General features: G+C 44.0%; 22 protein-coding genes, 1 pseudogene and 3 riboswitches. Of the genes and pseudogenes, 14 read left to right on the top strand and 9 right to left on the bottom strand.

Translation table 11 applies throughout. The features are described 5' to 3' along the window. Nucleotides 1-112: 112 nt before the first annotated feature. Both V6D44_RS02820 and V6D44_RS02815 read left to right on the top strand, forming a co-directional pair. The gene (locus V6D44_RS02820) at nt 113-523 is read left to right on the top strand and encodes an organic hydroperoxide resistance protein (protein ID WP_087991042.1); all 411 of its coding nucleotides are present in this window, start codon (nt 113-115) and stop codon (nt 521-523) included. Between the two features lie 123 nt (nt 524-646). Beyond that, nucleotides 647-1750: a TPR domain-containing glycosyltransferase gene (locus V6D44_RS02815; RefSeq protein ID WP_087990940.1), complete on the top strand. Its 1104-nt coding sequence runs from the start codon at nt 647-649 to the stop codon at nt 1748-1750. Between the two features lie 4 nt (nt 1751-1754). Here the strand turns inward: V6D44_RS02815 and V6D44_RS02810 are convergent, their stop codons facing one another. Next, nucleotides 1755-2225 (bottom strand): nucleoside deaminase, encoded by a 471-nt coding sequence (locus V6D44_RS02810; RefSeq protein WP_253269036.1) that lies wholly within the window; start codon nt 2223-2225, stop codon nt 1755-1757. A 135-nt stretch (nt 2226-2360) separates the two neighbouring features. Between V6D44_RS02810 and V6D44_RS02805 the strand changes: the two genes are divergently transcribed. After that, entirely contained in the window at nt 2361-2987 is a 627-nt protein-coding gene (locus V6D44_RS02805; protein ID WP_087990942.1) for a histidine phosphatase family protein, read from the top strand. A gap of 41 nt (nt 2988-3028) precedes the next feature. Here the strand turns inward: V6D44_RS02805 and metE are convergent, their stop codons facing one another. Together metE and isp are read right to left on the bottom strand one after the other, a co-directional pair. Further along, entirely contained in the window at nt 3029-5317 is a 2289-nt protein-coding gene (metE, locus tag V6D44_RS02800; RefSeq protein ID WP_087990943.1) for a 5-methyltetrahydropteroyltriglutamate--homocysteine S-methyltransferase, read from the bottom strand. 127 nt (nt 5318-5444) lie between these two features. Beyond that, nucleotides 5445-5600, bottom strand: a riboswitch (SAM riboswitch). Between the two features lie 131 nt (nt 5601-5731). Continuing rightward, nucleotides 5732-6691 carry a serine protease Isp gene (gene isp, locus V6D44_RS02795; protein ID WP_253269038.1) on the bottom strand — a complete coding sequence of 320 codons (960 nt, stop codon included), beginning with the start codon at nt 6689-6691 and terminating at the stop codon, nt 5732-5734. A 223-nt stretch (nt 6692-6914) separates the two neighbouring features. On the opposite strand from isp, the gene rsbRB reads away from it, so the two are divergent. After that, on the top strand, nt 6915-7748 hold the full coding sequence (rsbRB, locus tag V6D44_RS02790) for an RsbT co-antagonist RsbRB (RefSeq protein WP_087990945.1): 834 nt from the start codon (nt 6915-6917) through the stop codon (nt 7746-7748). Nucleotides 7749-7781: 33 nt separating this feature from the next. Here the strand turns inward: rsbRB and thiX are convergent, their stop codons facing one another. The 4 genes from thiX to V6D44_RS02770 are packed head-to-tail and all read right to left on the bottom strand — an operon-like array spanning nt 7782 to nt 11354. Then, on the bottom strand, nt 7782-8546 hold the full coding sequence (thiX, locus tag V6D44_RS02785; RefSeq protein WP_087990946.1) for an HMP/thiamine ABC transporter permease ThiX: 765 nt from the start codon (nt 8544-8546) through the stop codon (nt 7782-7784). Further along, nucleotides 8521-10164 carry an ABC transporter ATP-binding protein gene (locus V6D44_RS02780; protein ID WP_087990947.1) on the bottom strand — a complete coding sequence of 548 codons (1644 nt, stop codon included), beginning with the start codon at nt 10162-10164 and terminating at the stop codon, nt 8521-8523. The genes thiX and V6D44_RS02780 overlap by 26 nt, the downstream gene beginning before the upstream one ends. Next, nucleotides 10151-10750, bottom strand: coding sequence for an ECF transporter S component (locus tag V6D44_RS02775; protein WP_087990948.1), 600 nt, complete (start codon nt 10748-10750; stop codon nt 10151-10153). Before V6D44_RS02775 ends, V6D44_RS02780 begins: the two co-directional genes overlap by 14 nt. A gap of 1 nt (nt 10751) precedes the next feature. Beyond that, nucleotides 10752-11354 (bottom strand): Ykof family thiamine-binding protein, encoded by a 603-nt coding sequence (locus tag V6D44_RS02770; protein WP_087991043.1) that lies wholly within the window; start codon nt 11352-11354, stop codon nt 10752-10754. A 94-nt stretch (nt 11355-11448) separates the two neighbouring features. After that, nucleotides 11449-11561: riboswitch (TPP riboswitch) on the bottom strand. Nucleotides 11562-11662: 101 nt separating this feature from the next. Here V6D44_RS02770 and ykoG point away from each other — a divergent pair. From ykoG to mgtE, 7 genes are all read left to right on the top strand, one after another. Continuing rightward, nucleotides 11663-12349: a two-component system response regulator YkoG gene (ykoG, locus tag V6D44_RS02765; RefSeq protein ID WP_087990949.1), complete on the top strand. Its 687-nt coding sequence runs from the start codon at nt 11663-11665 to the stop codon at nt 12347-12349. A gap of 3 nt (nt 12350-12352) precedes the next feature. Beyond that, nucleotides 12353-13714, top strand: coding sequence for a sensor histidine kinase (locus V6D44_RS02760; protein WP_333516253.1), 1362 nt, complete (start codon nt 12353-12355; stop codon nt 13712-13714). After that, nucleotides 13714-14391 (top strand): PepSY domain-containing protein, encoded by a 678-nt coding sequence (locus V6D44_RS02755; RefSeq protein ID WP_087990951.1) that lies wholly within the window; start codon nt 13714-13716, stop codon nt 14389-14391. Before V6D44_RS02760 ends, V6D44_RS02755 begins: the two co-directional genes overlap by 1 nt. A 92-nt stretch (nt 14392-14483) precedes the next feature. Next, nucleotides 14484-14999 carry a PepSY domain-containing protein gene (locus tag V6D44_RS02750; RefSeq protein ID WP_087990952.1) on the top strand — a complete coding sequence of 172 codons (516 nt, stop codon included), beginning with the start codon at nt 14484-14486 and terminating at the stop codon, nt 14997-14999. Nucleotides 15000-15255: 256 nt separating this feature from the next. Further along, complete coding sequence (locus V6D44_RS02745) at nt 15256-15393, top strand: transcriptional regulator SplA domain-containing protein (RefSeq protein WP_003218541.1); 138 nt, start codon at nt 15256-15258, stop codon at nt 15391-15393. A 107-nt stretch (nt 15394-15500) separates the two neighbouring features. Next, a riboswitch (M-box (ykoK) riboswitch) is annotated at nt 15501-15667 on the top strand. Nucleotides 15668-15757: 90 nt separating this feature from the next. Beyond that, nucleotides 15758-15880, top strand: coding sequence for a hypothetical protein (locus V6D44_RS02740; RefSeq protein WP_277986989.1), 123 nt, complete (start codon nt 15758-15760; stop codon nt 15878-15880). 17 nt (nt 15881-15897) lie between these two features. Then, nucleotides 15898-17253 (top strand): magnesium transporter, encoded by a 1356-nt coding sequence (mgtE, locus tag V6D44_RS02735; protein WP_087990953.1) that lies wholly within the window; start codon nt 15898-15900, stop codon nt 17251-17253. A 42-nt stretch (nt 17254-17295) separates the two neighbouring features. On the opposite strand, the gene tnrA is transcribed toward mgtE, so the two are convergent. Then, nucleotides 17296-17628 (bottom strand): MerR family transcriptional regulator TnrA, encoded by a 333-nt coding sequence (gene tnrA, locus V6D44_RS02730; RefSeq protein ID WP_003218544.1) that lies wholly within the window; start codon nt 17626-17628, stop codon nt 17296-17298. A 193-nt stretch (nt 17629-17821) separates the two neighbouring features. Between tnrA and V6D44_RS02725 the strand changes: the two genes are divergently transcribed. The 3 genes from V6D44_RS02725 to V6D44_RS02715 all read left to right on the top strand — a co-directional run bounded on the left by V6D44_RS02725 (nt 17822) and on the right by V6D44_RS02715 (nt 18844). After that, the gene (locus tag V6D44_RS02725; protein WP_087990954.1) at nt 17822-17977 is read left to right on the top strand and encodes a hypothetical protein; all 156 of its coding nucleotides are present in this window, start codon (nt 17822-17824) and stop codon (nt 17975-17977) included. Nucleotides 17978-18064: 87 nt separating this feature from the next. After that, nucleotides 18065-18247, top strand: coding sequence for a stress protein (locus tag V6D44_RS02720; protein WP_087990955.1), 183 nt, complete (start codon nt 18065-18067; stop codon nt 18245-18247). Between the two features lie 132 nt (nt 18248-18379). Continuing rightward, nucleotides 18380-18844, top strand: coding sequence for a MarR family winged helix-turn-helix transcriptional regulator (locus V6D44_RS02715; protein ID WP_003232536.1), 465 nt, complete (start codon nt 18380-18382; stop codon nt 18842-18844). Between the two features lie 19 nt (nt 18845-18863). On the opposite strand, the pseudogene V6D44_RS02710 reads toward V6D44_RS02715, so the two are convergent. Further along, nucleotides 18864-19978: pseudogene (locus tag V6D44_RS02710) on the bottom strand (MGDG synthase family glycosyltransferase). Nucleotides 19979-20039 lie beyond the last annotated feature (61 nt).

Genomic DNA, 20039 nt, shown 5'->3' with positions numbered 1-20039 from the left:
TTCTATTGTATCTGAAAAACACTACTTTTCCTATTCTCGGCAAACAGAGCATGTTTAAAAAGTTCAGAATGGGAAATATAACAACTAGATCGAAATAAGGAGGATGAGAATGATGGCACTATTTACAGCAAAAGCAACCGCTCGCGGCGGACGGGCAGGACATATTACATCAGATGACGGTGTTCTTGATTTTGATATTGTAATGCCTAATGCAAAAAAAGAAGGACAAACCGGCACAAACCCGGAACAGCTCTTTGCGGCAGGATATGCTGCGTGCTTCGGCGGCGCGCTCGAACACGTGGCCAAAGAGCAAAATGTTACCATTGATTCCGAAATTGAAGGCCAGGTCAGCCTTATGAAGGATGAGAGCGACGACGGGTTTAAAATCGGCGTCACACTTGTGGTGAACACGAAAGATTTGGATCGAGACAAGGCACAGGAGCTTGTTAATGCTGCTCATGAATTCTGTCCTTATTCAAAGGCTACGAGAGGAAATATTGAGGTAACGTTAGAATTAAAATAATGACCGCATCCTGAGGATTCTCAGGATGTTTTTTTATGCGGAAGCATGCGAGGCGGGCATGAACTTTTCGAAGTGTGAATACATGTAGTATAGGTGAATTCAGACTAGAGAAAAGGTGAGTACATGAAAAGACCAAAGCTGTCCGTCTGTATGATTGTGAAAAATGAAGAACGCCATATCGCCCGCTGTTTAGAGAGTGTGCAGCATATAGCTGATGAAATCATTGTGGTTGATATGGGATCAAGCGATCGGACGGAAGACATTTGCAAAAGCTTTCATGCCCAAGTGTATCATCATATATGGGAACAGAACTTTTCACAAGCGAGAAATATTAGTTTACAGCATGCCAAGGGAGAGTGGATATTGATCTTGGATGCCGACGAAGAACTAGACCCGGAAACGGGCAGCCTATTTCCTTCGCTGCTGACTGACAGCCTGCCGTCTCTCGGTTGCGTGAAGATCGTGAATTATACAGGAAAGCAATGGGTTGAAAATGAAGCGTTTGAACAAAGGCAGATCAGGCTGATCCGGAATCAGCGAAACATAACATTTACGGGAAGTATCGGCGAGAGACCTGAGGGAGAAGAAGCAAGCAGCACTTTCTCGCTGCCATGTACCATTCACCATTACGGCTATTTAGAGCAGGAGGCACAGCAAAAGCATCAACGCAACATCAGTTTATTAAATGCAGCATTGCTGATATCCTCTGCTGAGCCATCTCTCATTTGTCAGAAAGCAGCTGAGTATGACAGAGGAAACGAACCTGATAAAGCCTTCCGGCTGGCAATGGATTGTATCAATGAATGTAAAAGAAAAAAGCAAATTCCGCCGCCAGCTAGCTATTATGTAAAGTATAAATTATTAATTGAAGCAGAACGGTACGAAGAAGCGGAACAGGATATCCATGAAGCGCTGGGGCATTATCCGGATTACTGCACCCTTCACTATTATAAAGGAATCATTATGTATCAGCTGAAAAAAATCAGAGAAGCGATCACAGCGTTTGAGGCTTGCCTGCAAACCGATAATGAACATCATCTGTACGTACAGGTGAAGGGAGCAGCCGATTTTAGATCAAGCTGCTGGCTCGGTGTCTGCCATGCTGAATTGCGTCAACATATGACTGCTGTTTTGTATTTGCAAAAAGCGCTGAAAGCAAACCCGAAGTGCGCGCGTGCACAGGAGCTTCTCAGCGAATTAACAAAGGATCAGGCCGCACATGCCTGATCCTTTAATATTCTTTTTTATTGTCAAAAGCAAGCCATGCCTGAAACGGGGATAAATGCTCCGTCAGAGTCACTTGATAAAAGGGGATTGTTCTTTCTTCAGCAGGTTTAAGAATTTCTTTATAAATGAATGAATCATCAAATCCAGCTTCGGCGGCGTCTGTATGCTCCGCTGCATAGAAAACAGCTTTCGGCCGGGCCCAGTAGATGGCGCCTAGGCACATGGGGCATGGCTCGCAGCTCGTATACAAAATGCAGTCATTAAGCTGGTATGTTCCAAGCGCCTTGCAGGCGTTTCGAATAGCCGTCACTTCCGCGTGGGCAGTCGGATCATTGCTTGTTGTGACGCTGTTCTGCCCCTTGGCAATAATGGCTCCGTCTTTCACAATAACAGCACCGAAAGGCCCGCCAACTCCTGCGTTCACTCCTTCGCGAGCAAGGTCGACAGCCCGTTTTAAGAACGTTTCATGATTCATCCTAAACCCTCCTGTCAATTGAGTGTTATCAGTATAGCCGAAAACAAGTGCAAAGAACATTCTCAAAAAAGTGCAAAATAAACAAAATATTTGGGGGATTTGCTAAGATAAGAGGAGAAAAGTGGAGGGGTGATCATGCTGCATTTATATATTGCCAGGCACGGACAGACTCAATGGAATGTGGAAAAACGGATGCAGGGCTGGCTGGATTCTGATTTAACAGAACTTGGACTGTACAACGCCCGCGCTCTTGGGAAGCGTCTGAAGGATGTTGAATTGAATCAGGTTTACATCAGCCCGAGCAAGCGGACAGAAGAGACGGCAAAAGCTATACTGGGATCTCGCCGGCCCCCGTTGGTTAAAGATCATATGTTCAGAGAAATGTCACTAGGCTCATGGGAAGGGAAAAAACAAGAGGATATTGAAAGAAGCGAACCTGATCTTTTTCATGCTTATTTACATCATCCCGAAGCTTATCGCCAGCCGGGATGTGAAACATTTTTTGATCTTGAAAACCGGGGAAGGCTGGCTCTCCAAGCGATTTTAGACAGCCATTCTTCCGGCAATATTCTCTTGGTTACCCATTCTGTCTTTATATTAATGCTGTTAAATATCATAAAGGGAAGACGCGTTAATGACATATGGAATTCTGCTTACATACATGATACATCATTGAGCCTTGTGGAATTTGATGAAAATGGAACAGCCAAAATAGTAGTAGAAGGGGACGGGAAGCATCGGAAACCGATTCCCGCTTTCTAATAGAAAAACCATCTGCCAAAGGCAGATGGTTTCTATCTTACTTATACAAGCTGTGTTTGTTTAGCTCTTGCCTGCTTCGCTGCCTCAACCATATTTTTTAAGGCTGCAACCGTCTCTTCCTGTTGTCTTGTTTTCAATCCGCAGTCTGGATTTACCCAGAAGCGGTCAGTCGGACAGACGGCAAGCGCATCCACGATAATGTCGTACATTTCTTCAATTGACGGCACTCGAGGGCTGTGAATGTCATATACACCAAGGCCGAGCCCTTTCAAATACGGATGGTCTTTTAAGTAATCTAAAAATCCTCCGTGGCTTCTGCTGTGTTCGATTGTAATCACATCGGCATCAAGATCATTGATCGTATCGACAATGTCTTCGAAGTTGCTGTAGCACATATGTGTATGAATTTGCGTCTCGTTTTTCACGGAAGAAGTGGTTAATCTGAATGCTTCAGCCGCCCAAGTCAAATACTCATCCCAATCGCGGGTTTTCAATGGAAGGCCTTCTCGCAGCGCTGGCTCATCGACTTGAATGATTTGAATGCCTGCGTCCTCAAGCGCTTTTACTTCTTTGCGAAGGGCGAGCCCGATTTGGAAGGCGATATCTTTTCTCGAAATGTCGTTTCGAGGGAAAGACCAGTTTAAGATTGTAACTGGGCCGGTCAGCATTCCTTTCACATGCTTGGATGTCAATGACTGTGCATATAACGTGTCTTTCACTGTCATCGGTTCAATAAATTCAACATCTCCGTAAATGACTGGCGGGCGGACACAGCGTGAGCCGTATGATTGAACCCATGCGTATTTTGTGAAGGCAAAGCCGGCCAGCTTCTCACCGAAGTATTCGACCATGTCTGTCCGTTCAAATTCACCGTGAACAAGGACATCAAGTTCCAATTCTTCCTGAATATCAATCCATCGTTTTGTTTCTGCATTGATAAAGTTTTGATACTGTTCATCAGACCACTCATTTTTCCGCCATTTTTGGCGTGCGCTCCGCACTTCAGCAGACTGCGGGAAGCTTCCGATCGTAGTCGTCGGCAAAAGCGGAAGGCCGAGAGATTCATTTTGCAGGGCTAAACGTTCTTCAAACGGAATCGGGCGTTTGAAGTCTTTATCGGTTAATTGCTCAAGCTCTTTCTTCTGTTCGGAATTCGCGCCTGTTGCAAACTGTTTGAGCGCCTGAATATCCGTTTTAGCCTGCTGAATGTGTTCGCTGATCGCCGCTTTTCCTGATACTAAGCCTTCTTTCAAAGATGTCAGCTCGGCTAGTTTTTCTTTTGCGTACGATAATCCGTTCAGCAGATCCTTTTCCAAATGCTCGTCAGGGTGCTTCGCTACCGGAACGTGCAGCAGGCTGCTGGAAGGCTGAATCCACAGTTCATCCACTTTTGCAATGCTGAGAATATCAAGAACGGCATCGAGACGTTCTTCGAGATCCGATTTCCAAATGTTGCGTCCGTCGATCACGCCGGCTGCCAGCACTTTGTCTGCTGGAAAGCCGTGTGTTTTCAGCTGTTCCAGGTTTCTGCCCTTATCGTGAACGAAATCAAGGCCAATTCCCTGCACTGGGTAAGAGATGAGCTCTTCGTAAGCATCAACAGAATCAAAATACGTTTGCAACAGCACATTCAAGGATGAAAGTTCACTTGTGATGTTTTCAAATAATTCTTTTGCGCCGCGGACATCTTCGCTAGAGGCTGTAACAAGCGCCGGCTCATCGATTTGAACCCATTTTACGCCTTCTTCTTCAAGTTCTTTCAAAAGCTGTACATATAACGGCACAAGACGTTTTTGGATCGCTTTTGCTTCAGACGGTTCATAGCCTTTAGCAAGCGTAACGAACGTATAAGGGCCGACAATCACAGGTTTTGTTTCAACGCCGTATTCCTGTTTGATCCGGCGGTAATCTGTGAGCTGTTTGTTTCTTGTCAGGCGGAATTCAATGCTTTCGTCATATTCAGGAACGATGTAATGGTAATTTGTATTAAACCATTTTGTCATTTCACTAGATACGGCGTCTTTTATTCCGCGGGCGATAGCGAAGTATGTATCGGTAGCGTCAGTCAAATGTCTGAATCGTTTCGGAATCCAGTTGAAGCTGATTGCTGTGTCGAGTACATGGTCATACTGTGTGAAATCAGAAACTGGCACAACATCAATCTGCTGGTCGATTTGTGTTTTTACTGCGGATAAAAAGAGGTCGTCGATTTGCTTTAAAAACGTATCTTTATCAGTGCTGCCTTTCCAATACGCTTCAAGCGCTTTTTTCCATTCTCTGTTCAGTCCGATTCTTGGAAATCCTAAATTCGATGTTTTGATGGTTGTCATTGTTTCTCCTCCTTTTTATGTAAAACACTCTCGTTAACCCGCGGATACAGGCTGCTAAGAGGTTTTCTCACAACAAAAAGCCTCTTTCCCATGAGAGAAAGAGGCTTTTCTGCGTAAAACACTGCCTCTCTCATCTCTCAGACACAATCTGATGGAATTAGCACCGTGCCTTATGAGACATCAGTCTCGGCGCGAAAAGCAGTGCGCCCCATTTCACAATGGAATTACGGTCGGTTGCTGTTGGGGTCAAAAGGCCAATCCCTCGCCCAACTCTCGATAAGAGAAAATATTATTAATTTTTTGAAAAGTTGAATCATTTGTTGGTAATCTTAACAGTAATTCAAATTTGTTGTCAACATAGAATTTGAAATTTTATTTACTATATGTGGTTTATGTTATATAAGAAAAATAATTTTATAGGGTCATCAAATGTGATTGCGCTGCTCTTTCTGCCAGCTCATCAGGAGCGGTTAAATACAGGAATCCATTACCTGCCAGCGTTTTTGCAATATCGAGAGGGAGTGTTCTGCGGACCAGCTGTGCATAAACTTCAGTTTCAGAAAGCTTTCGTTGAAATGATTCTTCTTCATAGCTTTTGATTAAAGCAAGCGCTCCGCTGACATGAGGGGCAGCCATTGAAGTGCCGGTAAGCTTACCGTACTTCTTGTTAGGAAGGGTGGACACTATATTTTCTCCCGGTGCCACAAGATCAATCTCTTTATTAGCGTTAGAAAATTCTGATAATTCACGCGCTACGGAAACAGATCCAACCGCGATCACTTCATTATAAGCCGCAGGATAGGAAAGCTCTTCTGTTCGTTCGTTTCCGTCACCTTCATTTCCCGCTGCGCAAACGACAAGCACTCCGTTTTTGACGGCGTTTTTCACCGCTTCTTCAAGCTCCGGCACATCGTTCGGTCCGCCAAGGGACATCGAGATGATATCGGCTTTCTGTTCCACAGCGTAGTTAATGCCGTTAATAATCCATTCATATTGGCCGCTGCCGTTTGCACCGCCAAGAACCTTCACAATCAATAGGCTTGCCTCAGGCGCGACCCCGGCAATGCCGCCGTTTGAATCGTTAGCTGCAATCGTTCCGGCGACGTGTGTGCCGTGTCCGTTGTAGTCGGAAATCACATCTTCCTTGCCACCGTCATCATCCGTGAAGTTCTTTCCGCCGATGACTTGGTTTTTTAAATCAGGATGGCTTATGTCGCAGCCCGTGTCCAATACAGCAATTTTCACATTTTTTCCTTTTACCCCTTTTGCCCATATTTCTGGCGCCTTAATCACTTTAACGCCTTCAGGAAGCTCGTTTACATCCATGATCTGCTCATTCGTCACATACGGGATCAAGCGGATTTCACCATTCATAAAAAAGCCCTCCTTTTTTATGCTTGCAAGTGGATACAAGGATGTTGCTTCACATTATATGAAAAAAGCAACCGCTCGGACAGAGCCATTTGAAGCATTTTGAAAAAATAGGATACAACCCAAAGAATTAGTAATTTTCAAAATATTGGATGGCTTCAGCTTGTATGACTGGGATTCAGCTGTCAGTCAAGTTATAATAGTGTTTGGGGAAAGGAGTAGTGTGATGAAACTGAATGAAAAATTATATGCATTTTTTTCAGAGTATGTGGAACAAATGGCTGATGAATGGATTGAAACGATGGAAGAAAGCGATCCGAATTCGATTTATGCCTTACATAATGCATCTGTAACGGAAGAATTGAAAGAACAGGACAGAGAATTTTACCGGCATCTGAATGACATGTATGTTTTACCGGAAAAACAATTTCTCGAAGAATTTCAAGTGTGGGTTATTGAGCTGACGAACGATCAAAAGCATCTCGACACTCCGGTTCAGTATGTGATTCGGGAGTTTATGAGAAACCGGAGATTATATACGAAGTATTTTGAGAAGTTCGCAGAAGAAAATGAGTCGGCGTTTGAACCGGGAGAGAAACAAAAATGGGCCGATTTGATTGTAAAAGTCTTTGACTTTACCATTTATACATTTGTCGATCACGCTGAAGCGAATGCCAAACAGCAATTAAACGCTCAGAGAGAAATGATATTGGAATTAAGCTCGCCTGTCATCACCTTGAGCAAATCAACAGCTCTGCTGCCGCTTGTCGGTGACATTGATACCGAACGGGCAAAGTTCATTCTGGAAAACACGCTTCATGCTTGTGCAAAAAGACGCGTGGAGCATCTGTTAATCGATCTATCAGGTGTGGTGGTGGTTGATACGATGGTGGCGCACCAAATCTTTAAATTGATTGAGGCGCTCACTTTAATCGGTGTCAGGTCAACCCTGTCAGGAATCAGGCCTGAAATCGCGCAAACCGCTGTACAGCTTGGGATTGATTTTTCGAATATCACAATTAAAACCAATCTTGCCCAGGCATTAAACTATCATCAATAAGAAAAAAATCCGCTATCAACCGATAGCGGATTTTTATGAGGCAAAACATAAGGATACGAGTAAAGATCCCGCGAATAACAAGAGAACGAGGCAAAAGAACAGCCAATCGCGGCGGTTTACGGTCAGTGTCCGGTAATATGTCCGGTTTCTGCTTCCTGTAAAACCTTTTGATTCCATCGCAAGCGCTGTCCGTTCCGCTTTTCTGATGGCGCTTGCCAACAGCGGGATGGTATACCGCTTTAGCGCGCTGATTTTCTCAATGAAGCCGCTCTCCGCCGCTCCTCCTCTGATTTTATGAGCCTGCTGGATCAGCTGGATTTCATCCTTTAGCAGCGGAAGAAAACGAAAGCCTGCAATGACCCCATATGCAAGCTTTGGTGAGAGCTTGCATTGCTGGACAAGGCTCAGCATAAATAAAATCGGATCGGTCGTAAAAACAAACATCATCGATAAGGCGGAAAAGCACAAAATACGAAACCCGAGAGAAATGCCGACAGAGACATTATCGCTGTTGATTGAGATAGGGCCGGCTTGAAACAAGAAATTATCCGGAGTTGTCGGGACCTTTCCAAAAACAGCGGCTGTCCATACGCATCCGAATGCTAAAATCAAAAATGGAATCGTAAACAAAAACCATTTTTTCAAGGGGATTCTGGCCGCCAATAGGACACCGGCAACGATGATGATATAAAAACACGCAGGGGTGTAAGGATTGTAAATAAACGACAGCATGACGACACAGCAAAAAACCGCCGCCGCTTTCACTGCCGGATTAATGAGATGTAACGGCTGCTTCATCACGCACCTCCTCTTGGCGGGCCATCCATTCATATAGAAGGGGGAGGGTGAGCTTTGCTTTTTGGACAAGCCCTTTTTCCTGAGAAAATAACTGCGCTGGAGATCCGTCAAAATCCAGATTCGTATCGTGGAGAACAAGAACGCTGTCGGCATACGAAGAGACAAGCTCCATATCGTGCGTAATCATAAGGACAGCGCTTCCTTCTTCCTTGATACGCTGAATCATATCCATGCATTCAGCAGCCGTGCGGGCGTCCTGGCCAAAGGTTGGTTCGTCTAATAATAAAACCTTTACATTATGCATGAGCATGGTAGCGACGCTCAGGCGCCGTTTTTGCCCTTGGCTGATCGCAAACGGATGATGATCAGCCAAATGCGCAAGACTGAAACGATCCAGCAGATGCTGCGCTTTTCCCTTAGTTTCAGCATTTGCTTTTTGGCCGAAAATCAGCTCGTCATACACCGTATCGGTGACGAACTGATGCTCTGGGTTTTGAAAAACAAATCCCAAACGTTTTCGCAGTTCTTTTTCTTTATATGACTGCAGCGGCTGATCATATAGAAGAATCTTGCCGCTTTGCGGCTTCATAAGACGTGCTAGAACAGATAAAAGCGTCGATTTTCCAGTGCCGTTCGGGCCGACAAGCGCCGTCAAAGAGCTTTCGTGCAATGAAAAGCTCAGGTCTTTGAAAATCGTCTGCTGTCCTCTTGCGAATGAAAGGCAACTGACTTCCAGCACACTCTCCCCAGAAGGAGCTTCTTTCTTTTCTGCATACTCGGCAGGAAAAGGCTCTTTGAACAGCGTTTCCTTTGATAAAGTAAACGGCATATTCCGCTTTTTCTGCAGATCAGACACTTTTGGAATCGCGATGCCCATTTGCTTTAGGGTTGCCGCTTCGTGCTGAAATAGATCTTGTGTTCGGCCATCCAGCGCTTTTTTTCCTGCTTTGTCCAGCACGATCGTTCTTTCAACCCAAGGCGTCCAGTCATCAAGCTGATGCTCAATCACAAGGAGGCTGAAGCCTTTATCACGCTGAAGATCTTTCATCATGTGAACGAACTCCCTCGCTGAATAAGGATCTAGAAGAGAAGTCGGCTCGTCTAACATAATGAGCTCGGGCTCCATCGCTAAAATACAGGCGAGCGCAACTTTCTGCTTTTGTCCTCCTGACAGAGTGGATATTGTTTTTTCTTTTAAATGAGCAATACGTAATTTTTCTAAAACCGCATCGATCTTCTCCGTCATCTCTTCTTTCGGAATCTGCAGATTTTCCAGCCCGAAAGCGATTTCGTCTTCCACCGTCAGCATGCAAAACTGCTGATCGGGGTCCTGAAAGACGACTCCGGCATACTGGGCTACTGTTTCGGAGGCTCCAGGGTCTGTGACCGGCTTTTCAAGTAAAAATACATGCCCCGACTGTGTACCGTCGCAAGCCTCCGGGTAGAGACCGTTTAAACAAAGGGCGAGCGAGCTTTTTCCGCACCCGCTCGGTCCTAGCAATAAAGCGCATTCTCCTTTTTGAAGCTCAAACGAAATGTTTTGAAAAACCGGTTTCTCGTCTTCTTCATAAGAGAAGCTGAGCCTGTCAACCGTGAGGAGCTTATCAAAGGCTTGCATGTTCTGATACCCGTTTCCGTTTCTTTTTCAGTTCCTTTCCGAGTGCCATTCCGTTTAGCACGCCCGTATACGCGAGAGAGTCGCTGACAGCTTTCCCGAGAAGTCCCGCAAGAAGTGCGCCGGAAGCAAGACGGATCATAAGCAAAATGAGAAGATAACCTGGTGAATAGGCAATATAGCCAGAAACAAATAGATTATAGATAAAGCTGGCTACTGAAGATCCCATTCCTGCCAGCATAAGTACAGGCAGAGAGTATGCTTTCCAGCGCGTCGCGAGAAATACAGCTTCAGCTCCGAGACCTTGAACGATGCCGATGACGATGACCATCGGGCCAGATGGATTTCCCAGCAGGCATTCAACGAGAGCGGCTATGACTTCAGAAACAAGCGCCGCTCCGGGTTTTCGAATAATGTACGCGGCGATGATGGAAACGATAAACCAAATACCGTAAATCGGTTCATAAGCGATTGGACCGAACATACCTGCAAGTACGTTTCCAAAATGCGTAAATAATAAATAAACCACGGCAAAAACGATACTGATAACGGACATAATGACAATTTCTTTTACTTTCCAGCTTTTCATTTTATCCCTGCTTTCTGTTTTTTCTAGATGGACTGTTAGCCGAGAGATTCACAGTCATGGTTACGTGCTTTGTTTGCTTTTCAGCCATGCGGAAAACGGCTTCCAATGTCCTGAATACGTCATGCGCATCCCCATCAAGCTCACTCGCGTAATGGACACCCTGTACGAAGGTGCCTTCTGCTTTCGCAATGTCGACAGCTTCCATGATCAACTCCATATAATCCGGCTCATTCATTGGATAAAGGGCAAATTGGCATGGCGCTTCCGCGTTCAGGCTCCGGACAGCATCTTCATTGACACGATTATCGTCTGCGGAAAGATATGTATCTTCTTGTGTGTCGCCCGGGCATCCGATGGAAAACGTGCCGTTCATGACGATGTGTTTTTCGCTGTTTGCCGCGTTAAGATAAATGGCTTTGGCTGCATCGAATACATGATCAGCTGATCCTCGTAAGACTGTGCTGATATGGTCGGTTTTCGTCCAAACCTTAGATGTGTCGGTTTTTTTCAGTGCGGACTTGATCACATTGATAAAATCATCTGTCATCGGATATAAAGAGAACCGAAAACCGGCGATTCTGCTTGTACCGCATATTTGCTCCATTTCTTTCACCCCTTGTTTTTTGGTAAAATAAAAAACTGCATATTCTAAGGGAATATGCAGTAAGAGATCGATTAAGCGCACAAAAAATACACCATTCGGTCAACCTGCACTTCCCCACGCTGGTATTATCCAGATCGGGTCATAAGGGATCAAAACGCGTTACTCCCGCGCTTTATCTCAGCCAAAACAGCACCCCTAGTGCTTTCCGTATACAATTTTTTATGTTGACATCATAATAGATGATAAGAATCATTTTGTAAACCAAGAAATTATTTTTTTCATATCGAGACAGGAGAGAGTGATCGGATTTGGAAAAAGGACACATATTAATTGTGGAAGATGAAGAAAAAATCGCCAGAGTGCTTCAGCTTGAATTGGAGTATGAAGGTTACAGCGTTACCATGAAACACAATGGTACGGAAGGGCTGAATGCGGCAGCGGAAGGCGGGTATACCTTGGTGCTTCTTGATGTTATGCTTCCGGGACTTAGCGGCCTGGAGGTGCTGCGCCGCTTGAGAAAAACGGATTCGCAAACACCTGTCATTTTATTAACGGCGCGCGACAGTGTGCCTGATAAGGTAACTGGACTGGACATCGGTGCCAATGACTATGTCACAAAGCCGTTTGAAATTGAAGAATTACTTGCCAGAATCAGGGCGGCACTGCGCCAAAACGGGACAAAAACAAAAGATGTTGACACCTTTCTTACTTATGACGACTTACGGGTGAATGAAAAAACACGTGAAGTGAGACGCGGAGACAAAGAGGTGGAATTAACGCCGCGGGAATTTGATTTGCTCGTCTATATGCTGAAGCATCCGCAGCAAGTGCTGACACGGGAGCAGATTTTAAGCTCAGTATGGGGATTTGATTATATTGGTGATACAAATGTCGTGGACGTCTACATCAGATACATCAGAAAAAAGTTGGATTATCCTTACGAAAAACAGCTGATCCATACGATTCGCGGGGTTGGCTATGCCATTAAGGGGTAAAAAATGAAGCTAAAGACCAAGATTCATCTATACACATCACTATCGCTGTTACTGTTATTAATTCTGGTCCATACCGCGGTCTATCTCATTTTTTCATCCGCCCTGACATCAACGGATGCGGCCCGGCTTGCAGATGAGACCAGTAACATCGCCGAAGCACTGCATGCTGCTGAAACAGAAGGAGTGGCTTTGCAGGACATGCTGCAGGCCTATCTTCCGGCAAACGGCATGGTCCGTGTTGTGAATGGAGATCAAAAAGCTGTGATGACCATAACAAAAGAAAAAGCGTATAAAGAATTCCCTCTCGCTTTTCATAGCGGTGAAACTGCAGATGTAAGGAAACATGACGGCAAACTGTTTGCTGAAGCTGCTGTTCCGGTTATTTGGACCGATGGGCAAGTGGTATCTCTTCAGCTGGTTGAAAGGCTGGAGAACACAGAAGAGAGTCTGTTTCTGCTGAAAATCATCTTAATCGCTGCGAGTGCTGCTGTCTGTATCGCTTCTTTTTTTGCGGGAAGCTTGCTCGCCCGCCGGATCATCAATCCGATCAGGCGATTAATGATGACGATGAAAGACATACAGCGGGAGAAAGCATTCAAAACGATTTCCTTGGAAGGACAGTCCCACGACGAGTTATATCAGATGGGGCTGACGTTTAATGAGATGGCGATGATGCTGAAAGAGCATTACGATAAACAGCAGCAATTCGTTCAAGATGCTTCACACGAATTGAAAACCCCGCTCACAATTATAGAAAGCTACAGCAGCCTGATGAAGAGATGGGGGGCAAAAAAGCCGGAAGTGCTTGAGGAATCGATAGAAGCTATTTATTCAGAAGCGCTGCATATGAAAAAACTGACCAATCAGCTTCTGACATTGGCCAAAAGCCGCGAAGGCCTTGAGCTTGATCTGAAAACAATCGATCTGGTTGAAGTGTCGCGCACTGTCATGCAAACGCTCCAGCCTGTCTATCAGCGTGACATTTTTCTTGAAACAGATAAGGAGAGCCTGTTTGTAATAGCTGATGAAGAACGCATCAAGCAGCTGCTGACCATTTTGCTCGATAATGCCATTAAATATAGTGAAAAAGCCATTGTGATGACAGCCGGAACGAGGAATGGGCTACCGATTCTGTCAGTAAGGGATGAAGGCATCGGAATAGCTGAGGAGCATATCCCGCACCTGTTCGAACGGTTCTACCGAGCGGATGAGGCACGAAACAGAAAAACAGGCGGAACGGGTTTAGGCCTTTCCATTGCCAAGCAAATCGCCGATGAGCACGGCCTTGAGCTGTCTGTAAAAAGTACGCCGGAACAAGGAACAGCTGTCACCATGGAATTCAGAGAACAGAATGGGGGAGGCTGATGAACAAATCAATCAAAGCAATATCTGCTGCAGCGGCGGTTTTAGCCATCATCATCTGTGCGGTTCTTATCATTCGGCAAACCCATGAAGATGTAATGTCAAAGGAGGCTGTCGTAAAAAAAGTCGAAGCCTCTTATGAAGGCGAGATCACGAATGTAACACAATCAAAGGATAAAAAAACATATGATATGACCCTTGAAAATCCAAAGGGAACTTATTTTATAAAAGCTGATGCAAAATCGGCTGACATTCTTTCGATGAACAGAATTAAAGCGATGAATCCATCTGTCATGACAGAAAAAGAAGCCGAGCAACTCGCACTTGAGCGGGTCCCGGGAACCGTCAAAAAACAAACACATCAGAATCGTGTTGCCACATATACCATTCAAAAAAAAGACGGAAAAACATACGAAGTGAAGGTAGACATGCAGGCAAAAGCAGTTGTGTCTGCTGACCAAATCAGCGGTAAAGATCAACCCAAAACACCGATTACGGAAAACGAAGCGAAAACCATTGCAGAGAGAGAAACGAGCGGGACGGCGGATGACGCAGATCTCGAAGAAAGTGGGGGCACTCTCATCTTTGAAGTGGATGTTGATCTTCCGGATGATAAAGAAGCGACAGTGAAAATCAATGCCTACACCGGAAAAGTTGCGAACATTGTGTATGAAGACTGACGTTTTCTCATCAAATTCTTATCTTTCTCTCGTTTTCCTTTCATATTGAGTATGTAAACTGAACTCATACAAAAACAAAGGAGGAATCACATATGCTTAAGAAACGATGGATGGTTGGTCTTTTAGCAGGATGTTTAGCGGCTGGCGGATTCAGCTACAACGCGTTTGCGAAAGAAAACAATGATAACATACAGACTGCCGCTTCCAAGACTGGTGCACTCACTGAACAGGAAGCAGAATCAATTGCCAAAACGGTTGTTGACGGCACAGTGGAAGACATCGACAGAGATATTTACAACGGCAAAGAAGTCTATGAAGTAGAGATTGAAAAAGACGGTGAAGACTACGACGTATATGTAGATATTAAGACAAGACAAGCGCTTAATGACCCGTTAAAGGAGAAAGCAGAACAAGTCGCTATAACAAAAGAAGAAGCTGAAGAAATGGCCTTAAAGCAAACGAATGGAACCGTAACAGAAAGCAAGCTTGATGAAGACGATGGTGCTTACATCTATGAAATTGAAATCAAAACGAAACAAGGCACTGAGGCGGAATTTGACATTTCCGCAAAGGATGGACGTATCATCAAGCAGGAGATAGACGACTAATCAAAACCCCGCTAGAGCGGGGTTTTCAGCGTGTCGACAAACCGTTGCATTCGTTGTCAGTCCTGCGCGTTGGTACTTACGAATTTCTACATTCCAATCCTCGCCCTTCCTAGACTTCAAGGGTTTTCAATCAGCAGAAATGATGACAAAACCCTAAAACTTAAGCCGTTTTAGGAAACCCCCGCATATCAGCGGGGGTTTTTCATGATAAGAAGCCTTCATTTGGACAATCTAAATAGAAAAGGAGGCGAAACACATGGAAAAGAAAGAGGAGCAATACATCAATCAAGCTGAATATGTCCCTCATCCGACAAAAGAAGGAGAATATGCTTTATTTCTTCATGAAACATATCATTTGCTCTCGGAAGATGATGAAACGCAAACAACAGAATAAGGGCTTAGGCCCTTGTTTTGTTCCGTTATTGTGATGAAAGCGCATTAATTACTTTTTTGAGTTGACACAGCTTGTTTTTTTCTGTAATCTCAGTGTGTCAATTCAATTATGAACTTCGTTAGGTGAGGCTCCTGTATGGAGATACGCTGCTGCCCAAAAATGTCCAAAGACGCCAATGGGTCAACAGAAATCATCGACATAAGGTGATTTTTAACGCAGCTGGATGATTGCTCCTATGCCATACAGTGCTAAAGCTCTACGATTGAAGGCGCCCGCACGCTTTTTTGCCGTGTTTCTTTCTCCTTCAATCCCGAAGGCTTTTTTTATGCCTTTAAAACGAATCTTATCAAAGGAGGTGCGGAGTATGGATTCTCCCCATTCGAGTCAATCTGAAGAAGTACCCATATACTATGACAGCAAGACAATTGATTACACGGTGAGGAGACGATCTGCCGCACCTTCAGGCGAGGCCGGCACGTCTCCGTAGAGGAGGTACGAGTCCTTATGGTTCAAAACATGACCTATGACGAACTCATTTTACGCATCATTATTTTATTGCGAGACGGGAAGATTAAGGATTTCAGAAGCGTTATTGATGAGCTTCAGCCCTATGATATGGCATTTATTTTCAAAGAAATGCCGGAAAAACACCGCGCCCGCTATTTATCTTATTTAACTGTAGATGATATCACGGATATGATCGGGGAGCTGGAGCGCGAATTTCAGCTTGCCGTCTTAAATAAAGTCGGAAAAACAAAAGCAACACTTGCGATGAACAAAATGGACAACGATGACCTCGCGCAATTGCTTGAAGAAATGGATGAAGAACTGAAGGAACAGCTTTTGTCCAGCATGGAAGCGTCAGAGTCAAAAGCTGTACAGCTTTTGATGAACTATCCGGCCGACTCAGCGGGACGCATGATGACAAACCGGTTTGTGTGGATTCCTCAGCATTACACGGTAAAAGACGCGGTCGTCAAATTAAAAAGCTTTGCTGAAATAGCTGAATCGATCAACTACTTATATGTCATCAATGAAAGCAAACAGCTGGTGGGCGTGCTATCCTACCGTGATTTGATTTTGGGCGAACCTGAAGAAAAGGTGCAGGATTTAATGTTTACCCGCGTCATATCAGCAGACGCTCTTCAGGATCAGGAAGAAGTTGCCCGTCTGATTGAACGTTACGATTTCTTGGCGATCCCGGTTGTGGAAGAAAACAATGTTCTTGTCGGCATTGTAACAGTCGATGATATTATCGACGTCGTCATTCGGGAAGCTGATGAGGATTACGAAAAATTTGCCGCTTCCGGTAAAGACATCACCTTTGACACAAAGTCTTATGTGGCGGCATACCGACGCCTGCCATGGCTGATTTTGCTCTTGTTTATCGGGCTGATTTCAGGAAGCATTATCAGTTATTTTGAAGATGCGCTGCAGCAGGTTGTCGCGCTGGCATTTTTCATGCCGATGGTGTCAGGGATGACAGGAAATACGGGAACACAATCCCTCGCGGTTGTCATCAGAGGGTTGTCTAAAGAAGAATTGAACAAAAAAACGATTGTACGCCTGATCTTTCGGGAGTTCAGAACAAGTATTTATATCGGAGCGGTTTGTTCTGTGCTGATTGCGATTGTCTCCATCTTATGGCAGGGAAACGCGCTGCTGGGATTTGTTGTCGCTTCTTCACTATTCTTCACTTTAATTATCGGCACAATGTCAGGAACAATTATCCCTATTATTTTGCACAAGCTGAAAGTAGACCCGGCGATCGCTTCAGGGCCGCTGATCACAACGTTAAACGATATTCTGTCTTTATTAATTTACTTTGGCATTGCCACTGCATTCATACACTCATTATAAAAGTAAAAAGTCCGTCTCAATTGCGAGTCGGACTTTTATCATTTAACGGTTTTTGTACCGAAAGTGCGCATTAAGCTGCCCCTCCAGCATTTTTTTCCGCACTTGCGGATCGTTTTTTAACATTTGCTCTTTTTTCCGCATATCCTTTAAAATCTCTGCCGTCTGTACGCCGTCTTCACGCTTATTGGCGATATCCATCAGCCGTTCCACATCGGCAAAAGAATATTTTCTCGTTCCCCTTGAAGAACGCTGCGGATAAATGAGTTTTCGTTCCTCATAATACCTGATCTGTCTTACGGACAATCCTGTCAATTCACTCACAATCCCGATTGAAATCACTTTTTTGTCTTTATAAGAATGATCTTCTGTGGCCATTTTTCCACCCCTGGATGTCTTTTGATAATATTATACAAAAAACAAAGAGAAAAAACCTGACGCTTGTCATATTTTCTAACATCAAATAGAAGATTTTTGAAAAAATACGGAAGAAAAATTAACAAGAATAATGCGTAACACACAAGTGCGTTTTATCCTTTATATAACGATTAACTGAGGAGGAAGGATAATCATGGAGGAAGAAAAAGCGGTCTCACTGGCAAAAGAAATTATAGAGTTGGATATCAAGCGTGATGAAATGCTGGAGACGTTTATGCAGCTCGCCGGAGAACATGCTTTTCAATTATTAAGATCGGTTCAAAACGGACATTACCGAAAATCTTCGTAATTATAAATTCTTTACATTAGATTCATACCACGTTCATTTAAATAGGGTATCTTGTGTATAGGATACCTCATAATGAAGGAGGACGCCATGAGTAATTTATTGAAATCCGCTTTAGAAAAAGAACGAAGCCATTATTCTGAAAAACTCTTTCAAATAGGAGTTTATAATAAAGAAGTCATGAACAAAATGACGATTTCTGAACTGCGGAAGGAATACGCATATTTCTTTCGCAGCATTCCAAATGACAAAAAATATCCTTATACAAGATAATGTATAAGGATATTTTTGCTTTCAGAAGGAATTTCTCGAATGATAGCGAATACGTATAGTAAGGGACTGAACTCTTATTATATGTAAGGGTTTTCATTATTTTTTTATAAAAATCCTATATACGAGGTAGATATGATGAGATTATCGTTTAACGAAGAAGAAGTTGAGCGTGCGATGAATTTGTACAGAGTTTTTGCAAGGGCTTTCAAAAGTGTGTCTGAACATAGTATCCGTGACAGCAAAGAGCATGGCTTTAATCCCACTGAATTTGCTGTATTGGAGCTCCTCTACACAAGAGGCCCGCAAAAATTACAGCAAATTGGGTCGAGACTTCTGCTAGTGAGCGGAAACGTCACATATGTCATTGACAAATTAGAAAGAAACGGGTTTTTAGTAAGGGAGCAGGACCCGAAAGATAAACGCTCCGTTTACGCGCATTTAACTGACAAGGGCAATGAGTATTTGGATAAAATTTATCCGATTCATGCACTGCGTATTGCGAGAGCGTTTTCAGGCCTTTCGCCTGATGAACAGGATCAGCTGATCGTCTTGCTGAAGAAAGCAGGCATTCACAGCCAGCATTTGCTGTTTCGTTAACGATTCTACACTCTCTGTTTCAGGGAGTGTTTTTTTGTTTCATATCATCCTTTTTAATACATCTTCAATCTTCCGATCGGAGATTTCGGCAAGATATCCATTGACATGTTTTTCATATTCTTTCATCTGTTTATTCGATTGGAAAAATGCCGCCATACGCTCCTCTGCTTTCTGCATACCCCAATTTCTCATATCTGTGACAAGTTTCCGTTCCTTTAGAAGGTTCAAATTCATTTCCTCCTGGCCCGGCAGCGCATGATAAATAAATACCGGAAGCCGTTTCTGTAAGCATTCGCTGATCGTCACGCCTCCTGGTTTTGTCATAATGCCTGACGCCTGTTCATATAAACGGTTCATCTCTGCTTTGCTGTGAAGGTAGGGAATCGCCTCAATAAAAGGATGGCGTAAACTTTTGACATAGCAGTAGAGCTTTTCGTTTTGGCCGCATAATATTTTGTATAAGATGTTTCCTTCTGGCGACAGATCCTGAACCCATTTTAAAATACCCCCGACTCCCATACTGCCGCCTGTGATGATGATGGTATATGGCGGATGATGCTGACAGGTGTCTGCTGATCCCGCTTCAAACATCCGGTGAACGGGAATGCCGGTCATGTATATGTTTTTCGGATCGATTCCTTCAGACATGAGCTGCTTCTTAATATCCACAATCGGAGAAAAATGGAAATTGATATTCTCCCGTCCCCATAATTGATTCACAAAAAAATCAGTATATACATTTACAACCGTCATATTCGGATATTCCGGCTTTAGCCGGTTCAGCAGATATGAAGGCAGCGCATGTGTGCAGAAGGCGATATCAGGCTGTTTTTCTTTGAGGATGTGCCTCATTTGTTGTGTGAACAGCCATTCGTACATGGGATAGCGTTTGTCATTTTGATATCGTCCGCAGGCGAGGAGCCTGTAAATGCCGTTGTACGTTTTCGGGAAATATTGAATCCATTTTAAATACGCCTCGGAGGACAGTTTTTCTAATCGTCTATATGCGTGTGAAAAGATATCAATTTTCTCAGATGCGAGTCCTTGAGACTCCAGTTCAGCCTGCAGGGCATCCGCCACATGATGATGCCCTGTGGAAATGCTTAAAAAAGGAAAAATGAGAATGTTTTTCATGATGGTCCTCCTTAAAAAAATATGGCAACTATATTTTGGGGAGAACGTTCACAAAATATAA

This window comes from Bacillus sp. 0209A (assembly GCF_036765095.1).
Taxonomy (GTDB): domain Bacteria; phylum Bacillota; class Bacilli; order Bacillales; family Bacillaceae; genus Bacillus; species Bacillus subtilis_G.
Note: the sequence above shows the minus strand (reverse complement) of the source record. Positions and strands in the feature narration are given on the sequence as shown.